Below are 21,468 nucleotides of genomic sequence, written 5' to 3'. Positions count from 1 at the left end.
GGGACAAGGGAAGGAAGTTCCTGGGAACAGCGGTCCTCCCCTGACTGTTGGACCGGGCATGACGACCGGCACCGTCAGCACGGCACAGGAACTGGCCGCGTTCCTGCGGACCCGACGTGAGCGCCTGGACCCGCGGGATTTCGGTCTGCCGTCGCGTCGGCGGGTCCGGCGGACCCCGGGACTGCGCCGCGAAGAGGTCGCCGAACTGGCGGGGGTCAGCATCGACTACATCGTGCGGCTGGAACAGGCACGCGGGCTGCGGCCCTCGGCGGACGTGGTGGAGGCACTGGCCCGGGCGCTGCGCCTGGCTCCCGCCGAACGCGCCTACCTCTTCGACCTGACCCGGCAGCGCCCCCGCAACGCCGGCACGCCCGCCACCACCGCGGCGCCGCCGCTGGTCCGGCTGGTCACCGACCTGTCGCCACTGCCGGCCATGCTGATGAACCACCGCTATGACATCTTGGCCTGGAACGGCGAAATGGCGAGGCTGCTGCTGGATTTCGCCACCCTGCCGCCGTCGCGGCGCAATTCGATGTGGCTCTGCCTGATGCATCCGGAGATACGCGAGTTCCAGGTCGACCGCGAACGCGTCGTGCGGGAGGGGATCGCCCACCTGCGGGCGGCGTGGGCCGCCCATCCGGAGGATCGGGTGTTGACCGACCTCATCACCGAGTTCACCACGCACGACGACGAATTCTCGCGGTTGTGGGCCGAGCGGGACGTCAAGGTCAACGGTCGCGGGCGCAAGGAGATGCGGCATCCCGAGGTCGGTGCGATCGCAGTCCATTTCGAAGTGCTCATGCCGCTCCAGAACACGGACCAGCGGTTGGTGATCTACCGCGCCGCGGACGATGAGAGCCGGGCGGCACTGGACCGGTTGTGCGCCCGGTGACGACCGCTGCGGCGGGCGTCACTCCGCGCCGGACGGGCTCCGGTCCGGGGAGCTCCCGGCCCAGGCGACGGCGTCGTCGAGTTCGTCGTATCCGAACCGCCGCACCTCGGCGCGGACGAAGTGGTTCGCGAGCTGGGGCGCCAGCGCGGCGAGCCTGCTGTCGGCCGCCAGCGCGACCTTCCCGACCTTCCGGTGGTGGTCGCGGACGAAACGCAGGTGCCGCAGCAGGCTCCCGGCGTTCTCCCAGCCGGGGAACTCACGCGCGTGGACCACGACGCCGGCCAACTCGGGGTGCGCTTCGAGCCAGCCGTCCGCGGTCACCGCCAGGGCGTCGAAGTCCGCTGTCCGCAGGGGCTGTTCGACCTCGATCACCAAAACTCCCCCGCCCTCCGGCAGGAGTCGGTGGGAGACACCGGGCCCCTGGGGCAGCGACGTCAGCCAGCGCAGTGCCTCCTCGCGCTCGCCGGTGCCGTAGACGCGTACCGGACACGGCATCAGGAATCCCATCAGCCGGGTGGACTCACGGATCCAGCCGATGTCGGTGACGACCGCGCATCCTTCGAACAGCCGCAGCGAGCCGATCCCGATCTTGAAGTCCTCCCATCCGGCCCCCGGGGTGAACGACCGGAACTCGGGGCCGAACTCGTACAGCAGTCGGATGCGGCGGCCCTCTCGGCGCGCTTCGTCGACCAGCGGTTCCATCACCGTCTCGTAGTCGGCCTTCGACACGGTTCCGACCGCGCTCACCGCATCGATCCCGGCGGGCACGTCCTTGGCTCGTTCCAGCATGCCGTTCCCCTTTCCGCACCGCGCGGTACGCACCGGTCCGTCCACCATTGTCCCATTGGTGATCGATACGGGCGCATCGAGCCAGGGCGGTCGCAGGGGCGCTACGAGCGGGGGCTGCTCTCGGACGCGGCCGGCATCCCGGTCCGGCTCGCCGACGGCTCGGTCCGCGGCGCGGTGGCCGTCCTCGACGGAAGGCCGGTGGGGACGGCGGTGGGCACCGGACGGGTGGGGGCGGTGTTCCGGGGGCCGGGCCGGGCGGTGGCGCGCTGGTGCGGCACCGACGGGACGGGGCGCGCCGACGGGACGGGGGGCGCCGTGTGGCGGCTCGGGGACGGTGGGGCGAGCGGGCCCGTCGGGCGCACGGGGGTCCCGGGTGCCGCCAGGTGGAGTTGCAGGGCGACCCCGGCGGCGACCGCGCAGGACAGGCCCAGGCCGGCGGCGGCGCGCAGCAGCCGGCGGCGGGCCGCGGCGCGGCGGACCGCCTCGTAGCGGCCGGCGGGCGGGCCGAGGTGGTCGGAGGGGGGCCGCAGGATCACCGCGAGAGGGTCGTCCGGCCCGAACTCCGGGCCCTCGTCAGACCGTGTGGTCAAGGCTCCTCCTCAGGTGGACGCGGAGCAGTTCCCGGGCCGCGTGCAGGTCGGCCTTGACGGTTCCCTCCCTGCGCCCGGTCAGCAGGGACACCTCCCGGATCGGCATGTCAGCGTAGTAGTGCAGCAGGATCGGGACACGCAGTCGTTCCGGCAGCGACTGCACGAGCAGGCGCACCGACGGGTCGGCCTGCTCGGTGTGGGGGCGGACGGCGGCCTCCGAGGTGACGCGGCGCAGCGCCCTGCGCTCGCGCTCCAGCTTGCGCCAGTGGTCGCGCACGAGGTTGGCCGCGGTGACGTAGAGGAAGCCGCGGGGCTCCTCCACGGTCGTCCAGCGCGCCCACAGCCGGGTGAACGCCTCGGAGGCGACCTCGTGCGCCGTCTCGTCGTCGTCGACGAGACGGCGGCACCAGCCGGCGAGGCGCGGGTAGAGGGCGGCGAACAGCTCGGACGCCGCCGTGTCACGGGACCGCTTCAACGCTCTCCATGGTGGTGATGGCACCTGTGGGGTCCGGGTCGGGTCAGGGGGGCGGGCCGGGGCCCGGACCGGGGCTCCGGCCCGGGCCCCCGGCCGGAGCCCCGGCGTGGCGGGTCAGGGGCGCGGGGAGCTCAGCGCGGCGAAGACGATCACGTTGTCGAGGTATCCGTCGCCGGTACGGGCGCCGCCGCACGTGATGAGCCGCAGTTCCGGACGGTCCACGTTCCCGTAGACGTCGTCCGCCGGGAAGTCGGCCTTGGCGACCGTCCGTACGGAACGGACGGCGAACCCTACCGCCGTGCCGTTCTCCAGGCGCGTCACGATCCGGTCGCCCCGGTGCAGCCGCGCCAGGTGGCGGAAGACGCCGTCACCGTAGGCGCCGACCGTCACATGGCCGAGGATGACCGACGGACCGGTCTGCCCGGGTGCCGGCGAGTACCGGTACCAGCCCGCGCGGTCGTGGGCCGTGACCGGGGGGACCTGCACACTGCCGTCCGACGCCAGTCCCAGCCCCATGACCGGGGTGTCGACACCGATGGCCGGGATCCGCAGCCTGACCGGGGCCGAACGCGCCAGGGCGCGCGCCGGGGAGGGGATCGGCGAAGGCGGTGGCGAGGAGGACCCGCCGGGGCGTGCGGTCCCGCTCCGTGCCGTGCCGTGGCCGGCGCAGCCGGCGAGCAGCGAGGCCGCCGCCGCGCCGGCGAACGCGCGCCTGGAGAGCGAGGTCATGCCCCGGTCGCCCGCCGGCGGCGTACGACGAGGACCGCCCCGCCGCCCACGGCGAGCACCGCGGCGGCGGCCCCGCCGATCACCCCGGACGCGGACCCCGCCCCGGACCGCGAGGTCACCGGAGCGACTCCGGTGTCGGGCGCGCCCTTGGGCACGACGGCGACCTGGCCCTGGCCCGGTGCGACGCTCGCCACCGGACGGGGGGACGCCTCCACGGCCGTGGTGGACGGCACCGGGCGGGGAGAGGCCGGTACGGCCGTGGCGGACGGCACCGGGCGGGGAGAGGCCGGTACGGCGGTGGCGGTCGCGTGGGCCGTGGGGACCGGGGAGGGCCCGTCCGCGAACGCGGGCGCGGTGCCCGCCAGCACGGCGGTGCACGCGAGTGCCGCGGCGCTGAGGAGGATTCGGCGCATGGAGTGGCTCACTTTCTCTCTCGTCTTCGTCTTCGTCTTCGGCTTGGTCTTTGTCTTTGTCGTCGTCTTTGTCGTCGTCGGCCCGCCGGTACCAGTGGGCCGTGTGACGGATCGAGCGGAGAGACGAGGCGGCGGCGCCACGGGTTGTAAAGAGACGGCAAAGCCGTCGGGAGGTGCCGCGCGAGCGGAGTGCGGCGGCGGGTCCACGGCGCCGGGCGACCGCCGGACGTACGGGAGTTGAACGCCGTACGGCGCTCCGACGTCGATCTCCGCAAGGTCGCACGGGCACCCCGCACACCCCCCGTGCCGTCCCTACGCTGACGCGCGTGCGAGGACAGCGGCAGGCGGACGACCGCCATGGCACCGCCCGCGAACGGGAACCCCGGGCACCCCGGGCCGACCGTGCGAACGGCCCGGACGGCCCGGACGGCGGCCCGAACCCCCTGCTCGCGCTCCAGCGGACGGCGGGCAACGCGGCGACCGCCCGCGCCCTGGGCGCGGCCGGGCCGTCCACCGCGCGCCGCCGCCCCCCGCCGGGCGTGCCGCCCACGGTCGAGGAGGTCGACGACGACGCCCTGGAACTGCCGCCGTACCTCCAGGACATGGAGGCGGCCGGCCTGTCCGCGGCGTACGGGCTGACCGGCCACGAGTTCGTCCGCACCACCCTGGTCACCGTCATCGGCCGCCGCGACGGCACCGTCGCCGAGATCGCCGCGGAACTCGCGGGCCGGCCCGAGACCTTCTACGGCCGGGGCCGCGCCTTCGCCGTGACGGGGCCCCGCGGCACGGACCGGTACGACGTCACGGTCACCGTCTCCCCGGCCGGCGACGACCGCCCCGCCACCTTCGTCCCCGCCGCCCTCGACCCCGAGGGCGCGGCCACCAAGGTGGACGTGCAGCACAACACCACCGCCGCCGTCGCCCACACCTCGGCGTCGTCCGCGTCGAAGGGCGCCACCTTCACCGCGTTCGGGCTGGCCCCCGTGGCACCCGGCGTCTGGGCCGGCGCGGCGCTCACCGCGAACGCGCAGCCGTTCCGGTCGTCCCGGGAGTCCCGCACCCAGCGCGCCCTGGCCGAACCCCGCGTGCTGCGCAGCGACAAGGGCTCCGTCGAGGTGCCGAGAAGGGTCCGCTACGGCGTGCGGATCAGGAAGGACGGGGAGCGCTCCGCGCAGACCTTCACCGGGTCCGGCTCCCTGACCATGCGGGTTCCGGTCGAGCACTTGGTGCCGGTCACCGCCGGGGCCCCGCCCCGGCCGCGCCCGGTGACCGCCGAGACCGCGCGGCAGGTGTCGCTCGCCGACTCCATGGCCCCGCTCGCCGTCTCCGACACCGCCGCCCCGCACCAGGGCGGCGGCGGACTCTTCGACGCGGTCAGCTCGGTGCTGCACCCGTCCCTGACCTGGCCCGGCGCCCCCGGCCGGGCCCGGTTGTACGAGGCCACCGCCACCGCGACCGTCCTGGAGGACATGCCCCGGCTGCTGCGCGACGGTGTCGTCGGCGAGGACCTGACGAGCCGGGACGGCAGCACCACCGGCACCTACCGGATGCACGCCGTGATCGGCGCGCTGGCGCCCGGCTGGGGCACCGGCAGGACGCAGCTGCGCACCCACCAGCAGACCCAGCACTCGGTGACGGACACGGCGGGCAAGGGCCGCGGCGGCGCCGTGGGGGTGGGGCCGGCAGGAGGGTTCGGTGTCCTCGGCAACGCCGCCGCCGTCCGCGGCACCGTGATGCCCGTCGTGGGGGCCCGCACGGCGCGTTTCACCGTGGCCGAGCAGACCGTCTCCAGTCGGCAGGGCGCGGAGGTACGCGGGGACAAGGTCCTCTACCTGGGCACCGTGCTGTTCACCATCGAGGGCACGGGACCTCGGTCGCCCCTGACGCGGGCCCGGGGCGGCGGGCGCACCGCACACCACTCCATGCGGGTCTGGATCAGCCTGCGTGCCGACGAGGCAAGGGAGTTGGGGCTGCCGCTGCCGGACGGCACGACCGCCGGAGACCTCGTCGGCCGACCGGTGGGACCGGCGGCCGGGAGCACCGAGGGACAGGGCCGGGACACCGGCGGACCCGACGGCAGGGGCGCGGCGCGGGAGGACGCCGGGGGTACGGCGCGGGAGGACGCCGGGGGTAGGGCGCGGGAGGACGCGGGGGACACGGCGCGGGAGGACGCCGGGGGTACGGCGGGCGTCCCCGGGCACGTGGTGCGCCATCTCCCCTTCGGCGCCATGGGATCCAGCGTGGCGATCAGCCAGCTGGACACCGGGCCCATGATGCGGGCGATCCAGCGGCTGTTCGCCACCGATCCGCGGCTCGCCGGCTGGCTGCCCGCCTTCGGTGACGAACCGCAGCCGCGGGACCTCGGCCCGGAGGAGGCCGAGGCGCAGCGGCGCAACTACCGGGAACTGGTCACCGTCCTGTCGGAGACCAACCTGCGGGTGAACAAGGACCAGTTGCTGTCGACCGGCGTCCGCGTGCGGATGCGCCGCAAGTCCCGGTTCCACGCGCACGACGTCCAGCTGCGGGTCACCGGTTCGCTCCGCGGGACCGGACACCTCGGGGACACCAAGGACTGGCTGGTGCGCAGCCACTCCGGCGTCACCACCAACCTGCAGAGCGGGCGGGCGAGTTCCCGCACCGTCGGCGGGCTCGCGCTCGGCCAGTTCCGGCTGGTGCCCGGCGCCCTGACCATGGGACTGCGCGCCGAGAGGAGCCGTACGACGACCCGGCGCGGGCAGGCCGGCCCGACGCTGCGCACCGACGTCCTCACCAACGGGTCCGAGGACGCCGCCGTCTTCGGCGCGGCGCTGGGCCTGAGCGTCGACGTCACCATGACGACCCGGCAGCGCAAGACCGCGCGCGCCCTCACCCCGGGCTCCCCGGGCCGGGACGTGCCGGAGGCCGAACTCCTGGCCGGGCTGCGCCTGGACGAGCAGGACGTACGCCTGCTCACCCCGACCGCGTTCACCCTGGACGCGGCGGCCAAGCAGCGACTGGACGCGGCGACCGCCGCCCGCACCGGGCGCCACCGGGACGTACGGACGGAGTTCGCCGCCGCCGGGATCGGCGACCTGGCCGGCCTGTCCCCCCGGCAGATGGGCGGCCGGGGGGTGCGGGACTGGACGCTGGTGGAGACGGTCGGGGACGCGCAGCCGGTGCGGGACCTGGCCTTCGAACTGCTGGCGCGGGCCGCCGCCCGCACCACGGAGGGGCGGGCGGACCGGGCGCTGGAGACGGAGGGGCTGGCGCCGCGGCTCGCGATCGAGGAACGGTTCAGCCCGCAGGCCGTGACCGCGGCGCTGCGGCAGGGCGTCTCCGCCGGCTGGGTGGTGCGCAACCTGCGCCATCCGCGGCGGCTGGCCGCGCTGAACGGGGCGGTCGGCACCCGGTTCGCGCTGGCCGCCCCGCGGATCGTGCACCAGGGGACGGGGCCGGGCACGGAGACGTTCGTGCTGGGCGGCCACCAGGTCACCGGGCAGGAGGGGAAGAACGGCACCACCTCGGTGCAGGGCGGCCTCATGGGGTCGGAGAACGGCACCGAGTGGCGCACCGGGCAGGGCGTGGCCGCCGGCCGGAGCCTGGGCACGGGCGACACCGCGACGGCCACCCTGGCCGGCACGGTCGAACGGAACGCGCACACCTCGCGCAAGAGCCCGCTGTACCTGGTCCAGTGCGATCTGGTGCTGCGCATGGTCGCGGAGGTCTCCGTGACGGGCGGCGGGCCGTATGTCGCCCGGGGCGGACGCACGGTGCCCGCGGCGGTGGCCGTGTGGCTGACCGAGCGCCAGGTGCGGGCGGCGGGACTGCGGGTGCCGGAGGGCGACGGGCGGACGGGGTCGGGGGCGCGGTCGGCGTCCGGGGCGGGGACCAGGGCGGGGACGGGGTCGGGGGCGCGGTCGCCGGCCGAGGCGGGGTCGCCGACCGAGGCGGGGTCGCCGGCCGGGGCGGGTGCGCGGTCGGCCGCGGGGAGCACGGCCGATGCCACCACGGCGGCAGCCCCCGCGACCGGCACGGACCATGCGGCGAGCACCGGGGATGGCGCCCCGGGTGGTGCGCCGGTGAGCGCCCCGCTGGTGCCGCCCGCGCCCGTCCCCGAACTGGCCGGCGGCCTGCCCCTCGGCTTCGGCATGATCGAGGACCTGCCCGACTTCGTACCGCTGCTGGACCGGATACGGGTGCGCCTCGCCGCCCAGGACCGCTCGCTCGCCGAGGACCTGCTGCCGCGCACCCAGCTGACGGACCGCAACGACAACGTGCAGCGGCTGCTGCGGGTGCTCGACCGGGACGGATCGGCCGGGCTGCTGTCCGGTGCCATGGACGGCGGGGTGGCCGTGGAACTGTTCGCCGGGCGCGGGACGCCGTACCGGGCGGTGTTCCGGATCCGCCGGACGGGACCCGGCACCTATGTGGAGACGTCGTCCGACGGACGGGACATGGAGTACATCACCTCCGCGGCCGCCCAGCGGGCCGCAACGCACGACGAGAGCGACTCCCGGGGTGTCGAGGCCGTGTTCGCGGGCGCCGGCCGGCCCGACGAGGGCGCGGGGCGGTTGAAGAGCGCCGGAGGGGCCGGTGGTCTCGGCTCCGGCGTGAGCGACGCGCGGCGCACCGCGTCCGTCGGACGGGCCCAGCTCGGGGTGAAGACCGTCGCCGAGTCGTCCGCGCCGTCGGCTCGGATGAGCCTGCCGATCGAGGCGAGCCTGGAGGTCCGGTCGGGGGACCGCCGGGTGGCCCTGGCCCGGCTCGACGGACTGCGCCTGACCCACCGCGTCCTGGCGGCCGACCTGAACGCCCTCGCCCGGCTCACACCGGTGCCGCCCGGACAGGCCGGGCAGCGCGCCGCCGATCCCGGGGACGCCGGCGCGAACCGGCTCGGGCCCTGGCACGCGGGCGGGGTGCGGCTGCCGATGGAGGCCCAGGTCAACGGGTTCCAGGGGGCGCCCCGGGTGCAGCAGGCGGTCGACGACGCCGTGCGGCGGGCGGGCGGCGGCAGGAGGTTCCGCACGGGCGGCGAGGCGGCCTTCCACATGCTGCGCGGGGCGGTCTCCACGGAATGGCTCATCGCGGCGTTGCCGCTGCTGACCGCCGCGGGCGTTGACCTGCCGCCGGTGCACGCGAGCGGGGTGGAGGGCCAGGACCTCTCCGCCTCGCTGCACGCCCGGCTGCGCGACGGCCGGGTGCTGGGGGCGGGCGACAAGATGACGTTCGAGACGGTGGCGCAGAGCGGGCTGGACGCGCCGCGCCCGACGGGTGCGGACGGGCAGCAGGCGAACGAGCACGGCGGGTCGGCGCGCGGTCTGTTCGGGGCGGGGGTGCTGAACGCGGACGAGTTCCGGATGAACCAGTTCCTCGGCACCGCGGACGGCGCCGGCGGCGCCACGGCGACGGCGGCGAACGGCGCCGGCTCGATGCCGCTGCACAAGCCGAAGTCCGAGTCGGTGCTGGTGCAGTTCACGCTGGACGTGCGGGTGGTGGCGCGGGTGGCCGCCCGGGTGCGGTCGGGCCGGCGGTCGGTGGCCGTGCAGGAGGTCACGCTGCCGGCCCCCGTGGTGATCCGGATGCCCGCGCCCGCGGTCCGCCGCATGCTGACCGATCCGGCCGACGCCGGCCGGCTACGGGACCCGGACGACCACCTGGGCCTGCGCGCCCGGACCACAGCGACCCCACCGGCGGGCACGGGAGCGGGCATGGGCACGGGCTGAGGCGCTTGGGGGCTGGAGTGCCTCTCGGGTGAAGACGGCTCTAGGCCAGCCCTAGGCCGTGTTCTCCGTCGTCAGGGCCGCGCGCAGTTGGGCCCTGCGGCGGATGCCGAGTTTGCGGTAGGTGCTGGTCAGATGGGTCTCCACGGTGCGGCGGGCCACGTGCAGGAGGTCGGCGATCTCCGTGTTCGTACGGCCGTCGGCGGCGAGTTCGGCGATGCGGCGCTCGCTGCCCGTGAGGGCTCCGGAGCCGGTGAGCGCGGCGGCGGAGCGGCGGGCGCCGCCCGCGCGCAGCGCCTCCTCCGCCTCGGCCCGCAGCCGTACGGCGCCGAGGCGTTCGGCCCGCTCGGCCGCCTCCCGCAGGCAGTCGCGGGCCCGGGCCCGCTCGGCCGCGGTGATGAGCTGCCGTCCCTGCGCGATCAGCGCGGACACCAGGTCGGTCTCCCCCGGCGACCGGCGGAGGCGGCTCACGGCGTCCTCCGCCAGTTCCAGGCCGCGCCGCCCACCGGTCGCCAGGCCCAGGACCCGCAGGGCCCGTCCCACCGTGCGCGGGGTGTCCCACACGCGGGCCAGCCGCAGTTCCTCCTCCGCCAGGGCCAGCGCCTCCTGCCGGCCGCCCAGCGCCAGCCGGCACTCGGCGGCCGCCGTCCGCCACGGGGTCACGACCGGGCTGACGACGGCGCGGGCCGACTGCCACCGCCCGCACTCCAGGAAGTCGTGGAGGGCGCCCGTGAGGTCGCCCTCGGCCCGGCGCAGCACGCCTCGCGCGTACAGGAAGCGGTTCAGCTCCCAGGAGTCCGGCGCCCCCCGCAGGTCGAAGCCGTCCGCCAGCCGCCGCGCCTGTTCGGTGCGGCCGGTCTCCACGAGGGCGACCACGGCGTGCGCGTCGGCGTTGGAGGGCCCGGTGCGGTGTGCCGGGGCGGGCCGCTCCGCGTGGTCGGCGAGGAGCAGGCCGTAGGCTCCCCGGGCGGCAACGATGTCGACACGGACATCCATCAGGGGCTGCAGCATCGGGTGCAGCAGCACGGTGCGGCGCCCGGCCAGGCCGCGTTCCACGAGCCGTTCCGCGTCGTCCAGTTCGTCGGCCCACTGGGCGACGGCGGCGGCCGTGCCCAGCAGGAAGGGTTCGGCCAGCGGGTCGGCGGGTTCCGCCAGCAGCGCCCGCAGCCGGGTCATGGCGGCCCGGGCCGAACTGGTCCCGGCGGTGGCGGCGTACCGCACCAGCAGGGCCTGCCCGGTGGCTCCGACGAGGTCCGGGGAGCATTCGGCGGCGTCGCTCAGCGACCGGTACACCTCCCTGCGCACCGTCAGGTCCCGGTCCGACAGCAGCGCGCCCGCGGTCCGCACGGTGCGGGCAAGACCGGGGTCGCCGGCCAGCCGGTCCTCCATCTGCCGCAGGACCTCCACGGCGGCGCGGACCTCGCCCCGGTCGGCGAGGGCCGTGCCGAGCGCGATGGCCGTGCGCACATGGTCGCGGGGCGCGGCCGGCAGGCGCAGCGCCTCGGCGAGACGGGAAATGCCCGCCGGGGGATCGGCGGAGGAGTACTCCAGGGAGCCCAGTTCGGTCAGCAGCCGCTGTCTGAGGCCGCCGGACAGCGGCTCGTCCAGGGCCCGGCGCAGATAGCCGACCGCGTCGCCGCGCCGGCCGTCGTGCACGGAGGCGGTCACGGCGTCGCGCAGCACGCCCAGGGCCCAGGGAGCCCTCACGGGCTCGCCGTCCAGCAGTTGCCGGGCCACGGACTCGACCGGGTCGCCGCGGCGCAGCATCGCCTCGGCGGCCGCCCGGTGGGCCGCCCGCCGCCGTTCGGCGGGCCAGCCGGTGAGCACCGCGTCGCGCAGCAGCGGGTGCGCGTAGCGGGGGCGGCCCGCGGAGTCGGGGCGCAGCAGTCCCAGCCGGGTCATCGCGGTGAGCCAGCCCGTGACCCGGGCGGGGTCGGCCCCGGCCACCGCGGCGAGCAGCTCGGCCGCACCCTCGGCGGTGTCCTGCGGCTGCGCCCCCTCCAGGACCGCCAGTGTCCGTGCCACCTCGGCCGTGGCGGGCCCGGCGCTGTCCAGCCACCAGGAGACGGCCGCCGGGTACGCGCCCGGGTACAGCGCCGCGCAGGTCTCCGGGACGGCCGACGGCGGGGCGCCGCACAGGTCGTCCAGCAGGGCGTGCAGCAGCAGCGGGCTGCCCGCGGCGGCCCGTACGAAGTCCTCCGTCCACGGGGCGGGGGCGTCGGGCAGGGCGGCCCGGACCAGGGCCGCCGACGCGTCGTCGGTGAGCGGGGCGAGGGTGTGGGTGCGGACGAGGGACGGCGGCAGGGTGTGCGTGAGGCCGGCCGGCCGGGGGTCGATGTCGTACTGGCTGCGCTCGGTGGCCACGAGCAGCACCGGTAACCGGTCGACGCGGCGGGCCGCCTCGACCAGCCAGCGGCGGGAGGAGAGGTCGGCGAGGTGGACGTCGTCCACGGCCACCATGAGCGGCGTCTCGTCCGCGTACGAGCGCAGCAGCCGCCACAGCCGGGCCGCGCCGGGGCGGTCGTAGCCGTCCGGCGCCATGTCCGCGAACTCGGGGACGGGGCCCAGCAGATGCAGGATCGAGGAGAGCGGCACGGCGGTGTCCTCGGGGGAACACCGCACCCTCAGCACGCGCAGCCCGCGGTGGGCCGCGTCGGTGGCGGCGGCCTCCAGCACGGCGGTGCGGCCGGTGCCCGTGGCGCCGCGCAGCAGGACGAACCGGCCGCTGCCCGCCCGGGCGCGCTCGGCCTCGGACGCGAGCAGCGCCCGCACGTCGTCGCGGTCACCCAGCGGTCCGGTCATCCCTGCCTCCTGTGGTGGATGTGTCGTCCCGATGTAGGGAACGGGGCGGTACCGGCTCCGGTGCCGTGACATGGCCCACGAAGGGGGCGTCCGGGCGCCGTCCTGCGCACCCCTCGGCGGCCGTTGTGGCGAGGCTCACGAGGGTGCGCGACGGGCCCGCCGGGTCCGCCCGTCCTGCGGCGGACCCCCGGCTGGCCTGCTGCGACGACCGCACCCGGGGCCACTCGTGGTGGCCGGACCGCTGGTCTCGTGGTCCGCCTCGTGGTGCTCCACGATTGCGCGCGCCACAGCAGTCGAAGAAGTGTGGAACATGCCCATCCGCCACCGGCTCTTGACGGACGGCGGGCCCGTGAACATGGGGGAAACGCTTGCTGACCTCGCCCCGGACCACAGACACCGGCGCCGCCGGCGCCGGGCCCCGGATACCCGTGGTGGTGGCCGCCCCGGACCCGATCTCCCGCGAAGGCGCCGTCAGCCAGCTGCGCCGGCACCCGCAGATCGAACTCCGCGAGGAATCCGGGCCCGGCACGGTGGCCCTGCTGATCGAGGACGCGCTCGACGAGGCGGCCCTGGCCCGGCTGCGCAGGGTCGCGCGCAGCGAGCGCACCCGCGCCGTGCTCGTCGTGGGCACGCTCCGGGAGAACGAACTGCTGGACGTCATCGAGTGCGGGGTCGGGGCCATCGTCTGGCGCCGCGAGGCCACCGCGCACCGCCTGGTGCAGGCGGTCGTCGCCGCCTCCCGCGGCGACGGCGACCTGCCCTCCGACCTGCTCGGCCGGCTCATCAGCCAGGTGGGAACGCTGCACCGGGGAGCGGCGGGCCGGCCCGGGACGCCCGCCCTGGGCCTCGCGCCCCGTGAGGCCGATGTCCTGCGGCTGGTCGCCGAGGGCCTCGACACCGGAGAGATCGCCAGCAAGCTGTCCTACTCCGAACGAACCGTCAAGAACGTCATGCACGGCATCACGACGCGACTGCATCTGCGTAACCGGGCACACGCCGTGGCATATGCCCTGCGGGAAGGCTACATCTGACCGAACGGGCAATCGAAGGCGGACACGCGGGCAGCACGCCTGCCCGGCCGCCGACCCCGGCGCGCCTGCGGCCCGGGCCGCGCAGGGGGCACGATCGACAGCGGCGGCCGGGCGGGACCGAGCCGGGCCCGACGGACGGCATGCGGGAGCACGACGGTGATCCACGAGGTGGACGAGGTCCTCAAGGGCCTGCTCGGCGGCGGCGCGCTGGCGGGCTCCGGCATCGACGTGTCCTTCGAGGCGCCGACCCGCGACTGGGCGGCCCGGCGCAACGCCCCTGTGGTCAACGCTTACTTGTACGACATCCGTGAGGACGTCACCCGGCGGCAGCGCGGCCAGGTGCCCGTGCGCGACGACCGGGACGTCGTGGTGCGCCGCCGTCAACCGCCGCGCTGGTTCCGGCTGTCGTACCTGCTGACCGCCTGGACCAAGACGCCGCAGGACGAACACCGGCTGCTGTCGGCCGTCCTGGCCACGCTGCTGCCGCGCGAGCTGCTGGCCGCGGACGAACTCCCCGGTTCGCTGGGTGCGCTGGGGCTCGCGGTGCCGTTGACGGTGGCCGGTATCCAGACCGAGTCGCGGTCCCTCGCGGAGATCTGGTCCGCCCTGGGCGGCGAACTCAAGCCGTCCCTGGACCTGGTGGTGACCGCGCCGTTCCCGGCGTTCCCCGAGTACGACGCCGGGCCCCCGGTCACCGAGGGCGCGGCGGTCCGCGTGCGCGGCCTGGACGGCGACCCGCCGCAGTCCGGGGAGCGCGCCCACCGGCCGCGGCAGGTGGCGGCGGCCCGCGCCGCCCGCGCGGAGGCCGCCGCACGCCGCCCGGACACGCGGTGACCGCCCCGTACGCCGAGGCACCCTCCCGCACCGCCCCGGACGACCCGGCCCGGCCGCTGCTGGCCCGGCTCGCCGGGCTGAGAGAGCGGGTCGCGGCCCTGGTCGAGCGACGCGCCGCCACCGACCCCACGGCCGACGACCCCCTGCGTGGCCTGTACCTGTCCGAGGAGGCCGTGCACCACCTGCTGCACCGGCCCCCGCACCCCGGTTCCGGCGGCACCGCCTCGGCCGGGCAGCCGGACACGTCGACCGGCCGCACGGCGGGCACCCTCGCCGACGGCACGGACCCGGGACTCGACGGCACGGCGGGCACCCTCGCCGACGGCACGAACCCGGGACTCGACGGCACGGCGGGCACCCTCGCCGACAGCACGAACCCGGGACTCGACGGCACGGCGGGCACCCTCGCCGACAGCACGGACCTGGGACTCGACGGCACAGACCCAGAACTCGGCTGCACGGGTCACGGACTCGGCGGCACGGATCTGCTCGGGTCCGGCGACCGTCTGGCGCGGCTGGCTGTCCGGACGGGGCTGACCGAGGTGGACACCGCGATCCTGCTCATCGCCCTCGCCCCGGACCTCGACCGTTCCTTCGAACCGCTGTACGGCTACCTCAACGACGACGTGAGCCGGCGCCGGGCCACCACGGGACTCGCCCTGGACCTGTGCGGGATCCCGGCACACCTGGCGGCGGCCCGCGCCCGCTTCCACCTCTCGGCGCCGCTGTGCGGGCTCGGCCTGCTGACCGTCGAGGAGCCCGAACGCCCCTTCCTGGGGCGCTCCGTGCGGGTGCCCGACCGGCTGGTCGCCCATCTGCTCGGCGACGACACCCCGGACGCCGCACTCCTCGGGCATCTGCACCCGATGCCGGAGCCCTCGCCCGCCGACGGGGAGGAGGACTTCGCCCGCCGGCTGGCCGCCCGGCTGCGCGGCGGTCCGCTCACCGCCTATCTGCGCGAGCGCCGCGAGGGCGACGGTCTGGCCGGGATCGCCGCCGCCCTGCGTGCGGCGGGCATGGCGGCACTGCGCTTCTCGGGTCCCGAGGAGCGCGTCCCCGACCTGCTGCGCGAGGCCCGCCTCGGCGGCCGTGCCGTCGTGCTGTCGGGCCTGCCGGACCGACCGGGGCCGCTGGTACGGGCGTTGGCCGCGGCGACGGACGTGACCGTGCTGGTGACGGATCCACGCCCGTACGACCCGCAGTGGTGTGCGCGCGATCCGCTGGTCCTGGAGGCCCCGCGCCGGCGGGCGGGCGGCGCGGCCGCCTGGTCGGCGGTGCTGGGCGCGGACGCCGCCGGGTTCGACCTGGCCGCCGCCGTGGCCCCCTACCGGCTCGGCGGCGACCGGGTGCCGCGCGCCGCACGCGCCGCACGCGACCTCGCCGCCTTCGAGGGCGCCCCGCTCGCCGCGGCGCATGTGCGGCAGGCCGCGCGGCAGCAGTCCGCGTCCGGCCTGGAGCGGCACGCCCGCCGGATCCGGCCCGAGGTGGGCTGGCCCGATCTGGTCCTGCCCGACCGGCCCCTGGCCCAGGTGCGCGAACTGGCCCTGCGCGCCCGTCACCGCGACCGTGTCCTCGGCGACTGGCGGCTCAGCGCGGGCGGCGGCCGGGGCCGGGGCGTCCTCGGCTTGTTCGCCGGCGAGTCCGGTACCGGCAAGACGCTGTCCGCGGAGGTCGTCGCCGCGGACCTCGGGCTCGACCTGTACGTCGTGCAGCTGTCCTCGGTCGTCGACAAGTACGTCGGCGAGACCGAGAAGAACCTCGAGCGCATCTTCTCCGAGGCCGACCGCACCGACGCCGTGCTGCTCTTCGACGAGGCCGACGCCGTGTTCGGCAAGCGCTCCGAGGTCAAGGACTCCCACGACCGCTACGCCAACATGGAGAGCGCCTACCTGCTCCAGCGGCTGGAGTCCTTCGACGGCATCGCGCTGCTCACCACCAACCTGCGCGCCAACATCGACGAGGCGTTCACCCGAAGGCTGGACCTGGTGATCGACTTTCCGTTCCCGGACGCGGAGCAGCGGCTGGCGCTGTGGCGGCACGGCCTGTCGCACGTGCCGTGCGTCGGCGGCATCGACCCGGCGCCGCTGGCACGGCAGTTCGAGCTGGCGGGCGGGTCGATCCGCAGCGCGGTGGTCACCGCGGCCTATCTCGCCGCCGGGCGGGGCGAGACGGTCGGCGCGGAGGACCTGCTGGAGGGGGCCCGCCGCGAGTACCGCAAGGCGGGCCGCCTGGTGCCGGGCGAGGCCGGCTGGTAGGGGCGCCGGCCCTCCCCGGCGGCCGGGGAAGGGGCGCTATTCCACGCGCCACTTCTGGTTGGGGGTTCCCGCGCACGTCCACAGCTGGAGCCTCGTGCCGTTCCCGGTGCCGTTGTCCTTGGCGTCCACGCACTTGTTCGCCTGCGGGTTGACGAGGTCCCCCGCGGTGCTCAGCACGAACTGCTGGGCGGGGTTGCCGCTGCAGCGGGCCAGCTGGATGACCGCGCCGTCGTCACGGGAGCCCCAGGCGACGTCCATGCACAGGCCCAGCGAACGCACCGTGCCGTCGCCCCGGAAGTCCCACTTCTGGTTGGCCGATCCGGCGCAGCCCCACAGCTGGAGGGGGCTGCCGTCGCGGCCCTTGCCGTCCTGGGCGTCGGTGACGTCGACGCAACGGCCGGAACCCTGCCCGATGATCAGGGAGCCGGGTACCGGCTTCTGTGTGGGCGCCTGCGCGGAGCCGCCCGGCTTCGTGCCGCCGCCGCCCGACCCCGAGGACCCCGAGGACCCCGACGATCCCGACGACCCGGTGGCACCGGAGGACCCGGAACCGCCGGTGCCGGACTGCCGCGGCGGGGCCGACGACGTCCCGGGCCGGGGCAGCGGGTCGGCGGAGGCGTCGGCCTTCGGCGAGGACGGCGCGGAGACGACGGGGCCGGGCAGGGCGGTGCTGCCGGCCTCCGCGACCCTCTCGGTGGCGCCGCTGCCGACCTGCGGCTTGTAGGCCAGCCAGATCATCACGAAGGCGATCGTCAGCGCCACGGCCGTCCCGAGGACGGTCGCCAGCCAGCGGGGCAGGAACCCCCGCTGCACGAACGTACCGTCCACCGGCAGCGGCACGACGCCGGACCGCTGCACGGTCAGTGAGAAGGGCCGCTGTTCCTTGGACCCGAACCAGATCACCTGCCGCGGCCGCAGCGTCGTGTCCACGAACGCCGCCCGCCCCGGCTCGATCTGCACGCTCGCCGGGCGGAACTCGTACGACAGCTGATCGCCCGTGTCGGTCCCCGCGACCGACGCGGTGACCTTGGTGTTGCCCAGGTTGTCGATCGCCAGCTTGGGCCGGCCGCGGAACCGTCCCTTCACCGTGGGCGGCACCAGCTCGGCCCGCACCTCGGCGAACGGCGTGATCGTCAGGTTCCCCTCGGGGACGGTGACCGCGTCCGGATGCTCCGTCGGCGTGATCCGCACCGCGTACGGGTTCGGACCCGCCACCGCGTCCGGGCTGCGCGGCGGCGAGAACGTCAGCTCCACCGTGCCCGTCGTACCCGGATACAGCCGCAGCGTCCGCGGCTCGACGGCGGTCCACGGTGCGATCGCGCCCACCGGTTCGAAGCGGTACTCGTCCACCACGTCACCGGTGTTGCGCACCCGCAGCCGTACCGTCGTACTGCCGCCGGGGTCCACGGTCGCGGCCGCCGGTTCCAGGGAAGTCCACAGAGTCACCTGTCGACGCTAAGGCCGTGGGCAGGGGGACGTCAGGAGACGGCGGGGCAGGGCCGCTGCCCGAAAGGGACGGCCGGCCGTGCCCCGTCACCCGGCTCTCAGACGGTGAAGCGGACCGCCTCCAGCTGGAGTCTGTCCTCCATGGGGCTGCCCCCGTACACCCACGCGCCCGGGTCGGTGCAGCTCATGCTCAGCCAGCCCCGGTCCTTGATGTGGGCGGTCTGGCAGACGGAGCCGTCCTTGACCTGGATGGTGAAGCCCTCCATCGGCGAGACGGCCTCCTTGGTGCTGCCGATGTACATGTCGACGCCGTCGGCGGCGCTCGACCACTTGGCGCCCGTGTACCAGCCCTCGGCCACATGGGCGCCGTTGCCGCTGACACCGCCGGTCCCCGCGGTGGCGATGTTGAGGGCCTTGACGGGCAGGTTCTTCCCGGTCGTGCCGGCGATCGCGCCGTCGCACACCGGGTCCTGCCAGCCGTGGTCCGCCACATAGGCCCGGTAGCAGATGTGGCGCCCGTCGCTCCGCGCGGCGAGCTTCTGCACCGCCGTGGCCGCGGTCTCCTTCTTCGGCTTCGGGGCCTTGGTCGCGCCTCCGCCGCCCCCACCGCCACCGCTCCCGCTCCCGTCGGCGGCCTGGTCCGTGGGCTGTGCCGGGGGTGCGTTCGTGGGCTGCGGACTGGGCGCCGGAAGCGGGACGGTGGCCGCCGGCGTGGGGGACGGGGCGAGGGTGCTGACGCCGGCCTGTTCGAGCCGCTCCGTCGCCAGGCTCCGCACCTGCGGCTTGTAGGCCAGCCAGATCATCACGAAGGCGATCGTCAGCGCCACGGCCGTCCCGAGGACGGTCGCCAGCCAGCGGGGCAGGAACCCCCGCTGCACATAGGTGCCCTCCACCTCCGTGGTCGGGGCCCCCGACCGCCGTACCGCGAGCGTGTACGGCTGCTCCTCCTTGGACCCGAACCAGATGATCCGCCGCGGCCGCAGCGTCGCCTTCACGAACGCGGCCCGGCCGGGCTCGATCTGGACGTTGCCCGGCTGGAGCTCGTACGACAGCCGGTCCCCGGTGTCGCTGCCGCTGAGCGACGCGGTGACCTTGGTGTTGCCGAGATTGTCGATCGCCAGCTTGGGCCGGCCGCGGAACCGTCCCTTCACCGTGGGCGGCACCAGCTCGGCCCGCACCTCGGCGAACGGCGTGATCGTCAGGTTCCCCTCGGGGACGGTGACCGCGTCCGGATGCTCCGTCGGCGTGATCCGCACCGCGTACGGGTTCGGACCCGCCACCGCGTCCGGGCTGCGCGGCGGCGAGAACGTCAGCTCCACCGTGCCCGTCGTACCCGGATACAGCCGCAGCGTCCGCGGCTCGACGGCGGTCCACGGTGCGATCGCGCCCACCGGTTCGAAGCGGTACTCGTCCACCACGTCACCGGTGTTGCGCACCCGCAGGCGCACGCGCGTGGCGGCCCCGGGATCGACCGTGGCGGAGGCGGGTTCGAGGGAGGTCCACAGGCTCACCCCGCGACGCTACGACCGGCCGTGGCCGCACGTCAGGAGCCCCTGGGGCAGACCCGGTGCCCGCAGGGGCAGAGGTGCCGGGGCCGCCACCGCTGCCACCGGCACCCCCGTCACAGGTCCCGGTGGTAGCGGTCGGCCGGGTCCTCGACGAAGTGGTCGAACGCCTGGGCCGCGAAGTCCGCCCACTGGTCGATGGCCAGGATCGGAACGCGCCGCAGTTCGACCAGGACCTGCTTGCGGTGTGCCGTCGGCTTGTCGCCCCCCTGTGCGGGGGCGCCGATGTCGACCGGCCTGAGGGAGCTGCCCCAGACCGGGTCCTTTCCGGCCATGACCTTCGTGACGATGTCCTCGCTGGTGCCCTCGTCCTCCGCCAGCGCACCGTGCAGTCTGCTCAGCAGTGCCACCAGGTCGCCCACGGACGCCCTGGCGCCGATCGCCCCGTCCTTGACCAGGCTCTTCCACAGCTTGCCCATGTGGGTCTTGAGCAGGACCGGCTGATCCTTCTCCAGTTTCGTGTGGAACAGCGACTCGTGCACGACGGCCGCGGCGATGACCTGGAGCATGCCGCGAACGCTGCCGAGGTGTTCGGCGGACGGATCGTCCCGCATGTGGAACGTCTTGACGAGGTCGGCCTCGTCGAGGGCGTCGACGGCCCGGGCGACCCGGGCGTTGGCGGCCACCTCCTCCTTGGTCTTCTCCGCCCTCCAGTACTTCTGGTTGACGCCGTAGTAGTCCTTGAAGTGCCCCTCGTCGTCGTCCGCCTCCCGGTGCAGAGCCGTCAGGGAGTCCAGCGGGACGTCGGGGTTCACCTGCGGCTGCCCGGCGCCGTCCGGCTGGTGCACGGTGACGTAGACGTCGCCGACCTCGAACTCGGGGGAGTCGTCGGGATTCTGCTTCTGCAGCGTCGTGGTGCCCTTGAAGAGGTACTCCGCGACCCGTCCGATCTCGCCCATGGCCGTGACGAGTTCTTCCCTGCTGCCGAAGGGACGGGTGACGAACTCCAGGTTCCTCCCGTCCTGGACGACGTACCAGAGGCCGCTCTCCTCCCCGTAGTGCTTGGCCTTGGCGTCGTACACGTCGGCCTCCGAGTCGGACGCCGACTCGTCGGTCGGCTTCACCTCCACCTGGCTGTTCAGCTGCTGGAACTCGAAGCCGATCCGGGCCGGGGTCGCCGCCCGGCGCTGCACCCACGCCCCGGCGTCGCCGGCGGGCGCCGCCACCGGGGAGGCGTGGTCGTCGGCGTGCGGTTCGGCCGCCCGCTGTACCGGCGCCGGGCCGGACATCACGCGGGTCGCGTTGGCCTCCGCGGCCCGCTCGAAGCGGTCGCCCGGATCGCTGACGCGCAGCCCGCCGCCGTCGTCGGTGCCGGAGACCGGTCCCTCGCTCTGCTGGATCACATGGGTCAGTTCGTGGGCCAGGGTGTGCTTGTCCCGGCCGTTCCAGACGACATGGTTGCGGGAGGTGTACGCACTCGCGCCGATCTCGGCGGCGGACCGCTGGGCCACGGCGTCCGTGTGCACCCGCACGCCGCTGAAGTCGGCGCCCCCGAACCGCGACGACATCTCGCTCTCCAGCGGACCGTCGAGCGGCCGGCCGGGGGAGCGCAGCACCTCGTGCACCAGGGAGCGGCGCTGCACGGCGGGCTGCTGCGGCCCGTGACCGCAGTCGGCGGAGTGCCGGTGCCGCTGCACGCCGACGGCCCGCGACACGGCCGCGTTGCCCGCGAGGCGCTGGAGGGCGAGCACTCCGGCGGCCCACGTGGGCGCCTGCGGCGGCCGGGCCGCCCGGTCGGCGGGACCGGTGGCCCGGCCCCGGTCGTTCGTTGCGGTGCCCCTGTCCTGCGCGCGCACGGGCGCTCCCCTCGACGGCGGATGGACCGCCCCAGGGGACGGCGGATACACGTCAACGTCCCAGCGTGCCCGGCCGCACGGGCCGGTGGAAGGAACTCGGGGGCAGTCTTGGGGGCAGCACGACCGTGTTGCCCTTCCGGGCAACGGAAGTG

Annotated in this window: 15 protein-coding genes; 6 read left to right on the top strand and 9 right to left on the bottom strand. The window is 75.4% G+C overall.

What is annotated here, in order from left to right:
* The first annotated feature begins 58 nt into the window (after nucleotides 1–58).
* The gene (locus tag ACFYMU_RS01450; RefSeq protein WP_388366512.1) at nucleotides 59–892 is read left to right on the top strand and encodes a helix-turn-helix transcriptional regulator; all 834 of its coding nucleotides are present in this window, start codon (nucleotides 59–61) and stop codon (nucleotides 890–892) included.
* Between the two features lie 18 nt (nucleotides 893–910).
* Here the strand turns inward: ACFYMU_RS01450 and ACFYMU_RS01445 are convergent, their stop codons facing one another.
* The 5 genes from ACFYMU_RS01445 to ACFYMU_RS01425 form a co-directional block, all read right to left on the bottom strand.
* Nucleotides 911–1,681, bottom strand: a complete 771-nt coding sequence (locus ACFYMU_RS01445) for an STAS/SEC14 domain-containing protein (RefSeq protein WP_388366510.1) — start codon at nucleotides 1,679–1,681, stop codon at nucleotides 911–913.
* A 101-nt stretch (nucleotides 1,682–1,782) separates the two neighbouring features.
* Nucleotides 1,783–2,271 carry a hypothetical protein gene (locus tag ACFYMU_RS01440; RefSeq protein WP_388366508.1) on the bottom strand — a complete coding sequence of 163 codons (489 nt, stop codon included), beginning with the start codon at nucleotides 2,269–2,271 and terminating at the stop codon, nucleotides 1,783–1,785.
* Nucleotides 2,255–2,746: an RNA polymerase sigma factor gene (locus ACFYMU_RS01435; protein ID WP_388366506.1), complete on the bottom strand. Its 492-nt coding sequence runs from the start codon at nucleotides 2,744–2,746 to the stop codon at nucleotides 2,255–2,257. The genes ACFYMU_RS01440 and ACFYMU_RS01435 overlap by 17 nt, the downstream gene beginning before the upstream one ends.
* 114 nt (nucleotides 2,747–2,860) lie before the next feature.
* Nucleotides 2,861–3,475, bottom strand: a complete 615-nt coding sequence (locus ACFYMU_RS01430) for a class F sortase (protein ID WP_388366504.1) — start codon at nucleotides 3,473–3,475, stop codon at nucleotides 2,861–2,863.
* Complete coding sequence (locus ACFYMU_RS01425) at nucleotides 3,472–3,888, bottom strand: sortase-dependent protein (RefSeq protein ID WP_388366503.1); 417 nt, start codon at nucleotides 3,886–3,888, stop codon at nucleotides 3,472–3,474. The genes ACFYMU_RS01430 and ACFYMU_RS01425 overlap by 4 nt, the downstream gene beginning before the upstream one ends.
* Here ACFYMU_RS01425 and ACFYMU_RS01420 point away from each other — a divergent pair.
* Nucleotides 3,887–4,129, top strand: a complete 243-nt coding sequence (locus tag ACFYMU_RS01420) for a hypothetical protein (protein WP_388366501.1) — start codon at nucleotides 3,887–3,889, stop codon at nucleotides 4,127–4,129. The two genes, ACFYMU_RS01425 and ACFYMU_RS01420, sit on opposite strands and share 2 nt — an antisense overlap.
* A gap of 85 nt (nucleotides 4,130–4,214) precedes the next feature.
* Complete coding sequence (locus tag ACFYMU_RS01415) at nucleotides 4,215–9,590, top strand: hypothetical protein (RefSeq protein ID WP_388366500.1); 5,376 nt, start codon at nucleotides 4,215–4,217, stop codon at nucleotides 9,588–9,590.
* A 51-nt stretch (nucleotides 9,591–9,641) separates the two neighbouring features.
* On the opposite strand, the gene ACFYMU_RS01410 is transcribed toward ACFYMU_RS01415, so the two are convergent.
* Complete coding sequence (locus ACFYMU_RS01410; protein WP_388366498.1) at nucleotides 9,642–12,389, bottom strand: AAA family ATPase; 2,748 nt, start codon at nucleotides 12,387–12,389, stop codon at nucleotides 9,642–9,644.
* Nucleotides 12,390–12,757: 368 nt separating this feature from the next.
* Here ACFYMU_RS01410 and ACFYMU_RS01405 point away from each other — a divergent pair, with 368 nt between their 5' ends.
* From ACFYMU_RS01405 to ACFYMU_RS01395, 3 genes are all read left to right on the top strand, one after another.
* Nucleotides 12,758–13,420 carry a LuxR C-terminal-related transcriptional regulator gene (locus ACFYMU_RS01405; RefSeq protein WP_388366496.1) on the top strand — a complete coding sequence of 221 codons (663 nt, stop codon included), beginning with the start codon at nucleotides 12,758–12,760 and terminating at the stop codon, nucleotides 13,418–13,420.
* A 156-nt stretch (nucleotides 13,421–13,576) separates the two neighbouring features.
* Complete coding sequence (locus ACFYMU_RS01400) at nucleotides 13,577–14,254, top strand: DUF4255 domain-containing protein (RefSeq protein ID WP_388366494.1); 678 nt, start codon at nucleotides 13,577–13,579, stop codon at nucleotides 14,252–14,254.
* On the top strand, nucleotides 14,251–16,509 hold the full coding sequence (locus ACFYMU_RS01395; protein WP_388366492.1) for an ATP-binding protein: 2,259 nt from the start codon (nucleotides 14,251–14,253) through the stop codon (nucleotides 16,507–16,509). The genes ACFYMU_RS01400 and ACFYMU_RS01395 overlap by 4 nt, the downstream gene beginning before the upstream one ends.
* Nucleotides 16,510–16,545: 36 nt before the next feature.
* On the opposite strand, the gene ACFYMU_RS01390 is transcribed toward ACFYMU_RS01395, so the two are convergent.
* The 3 genes from ACFYMU_RS01390 to ACFYMU_RS01380 all read right to left on the bottom strand — a co-directional run bounded on the left by ACFYMU_RS01390 (nucleotide 16,546) and on the right by ACFYMU_RS01380 (nucleotide 21,316).
* Nucleotides 16,546–17,955: a ricin-type beta-trefoil lectin domain protein gene (locus ACFYMU_RS01390; protein WP_388366490.1), complete on the bottom strand. Its 1,410-nt coding sequence runs from the start codon at nucleotides 17,953–17,955 to the stop codon at nucleotides 16,546–16,548.
* 98 nt (nucleotides 17,956–18,053) lie between these two features.
* Nucleotides 18,054–19,466, bottom strand: a complete 1,413-nt coding sequence (locus tag ACFYMU_RS01385; protein WP_388366488.1) for a hydrolase — start codon at nucleotides 19,464–19,466, stop codon at nucleotides 18,054–18,056.
* 110 nt (nucleotides 19,467–19,576) lie between these two features.
* Nucleotides 19,577–21,316, bottom strand: coding sequence for a DUF4157 domain-containing protein (locus tag ACFYMU_RS01380; protein ID WP_388366486.1), 1,740 nt, complete (start codon nucleotides 21,314–21,316; stop codon nucleotides 19,577–19,579).
* Nucleotides 21,317–21,468: the final 152 nt, after the last annotated feature.

This window comes from Streptomyces sp. NPDC007264 (assembly GCF_042869095.1).
Taxonomy (GTDB): Bacteria; Actinomycetota; Actinomycetes; order Streptomycetales; family Streptomycetaceae; genus Streptomyces.
This window is presented reverse-complemented; position numbering and strand designations above follow the sequence as displayed.

What these genes read in the sequence shown, in the direction of transcription:
- ACFYMU_RS01450 (WP_388366512.1), top strand. Translation starts at nt 59, where the DNA reads ATGACGACCGGCACCGTCAGCACGGCACAGGAACTGGCCGCGTTCCTG.
- ACFYMU_RS01445 (WP_388366510.1), bottom strand. Translation starts at nt 1,681, where the DNA reads ATGCTGGAACGAGCCAAGGACGTGCCCGCCGGGATCGATGCGGTGAGC.
- ACFYMU_RS01430 (WP_388366504.1), bottom strand. Translation starts at nt 3,475, where the DNA reads ATGACCTCGCTCTCCAGGCGCGCGTTCGCCGGCGCGGCGGCGGCCTCG.
- ACFYMU_RS01420 (WP_388366501.1), top strand. Translation starts at nt 3,887, where the DNA reads ATGGAGTGGCTCACTTTCTCTCTCGTCTTCGTCTTCGTCTTCGGCTTG.
- ACFYMU_RS01425 (WP_388366503.1), bottom strand. Translation starts at nt 3,888, where the DNA reads ATGCGCCGAATCCTCCTCAGCGCCGCGGCACTCGCGTGCACCGCCGTG.
- ACFYMU_RS01410 (WP_388366498.1), bottom strand. Translation starts at nt 12,389, where the DNA reads ATGACCGGACCGCTGGGTGACCGCGACGACGTGCGGGCGCTGCTCGCG.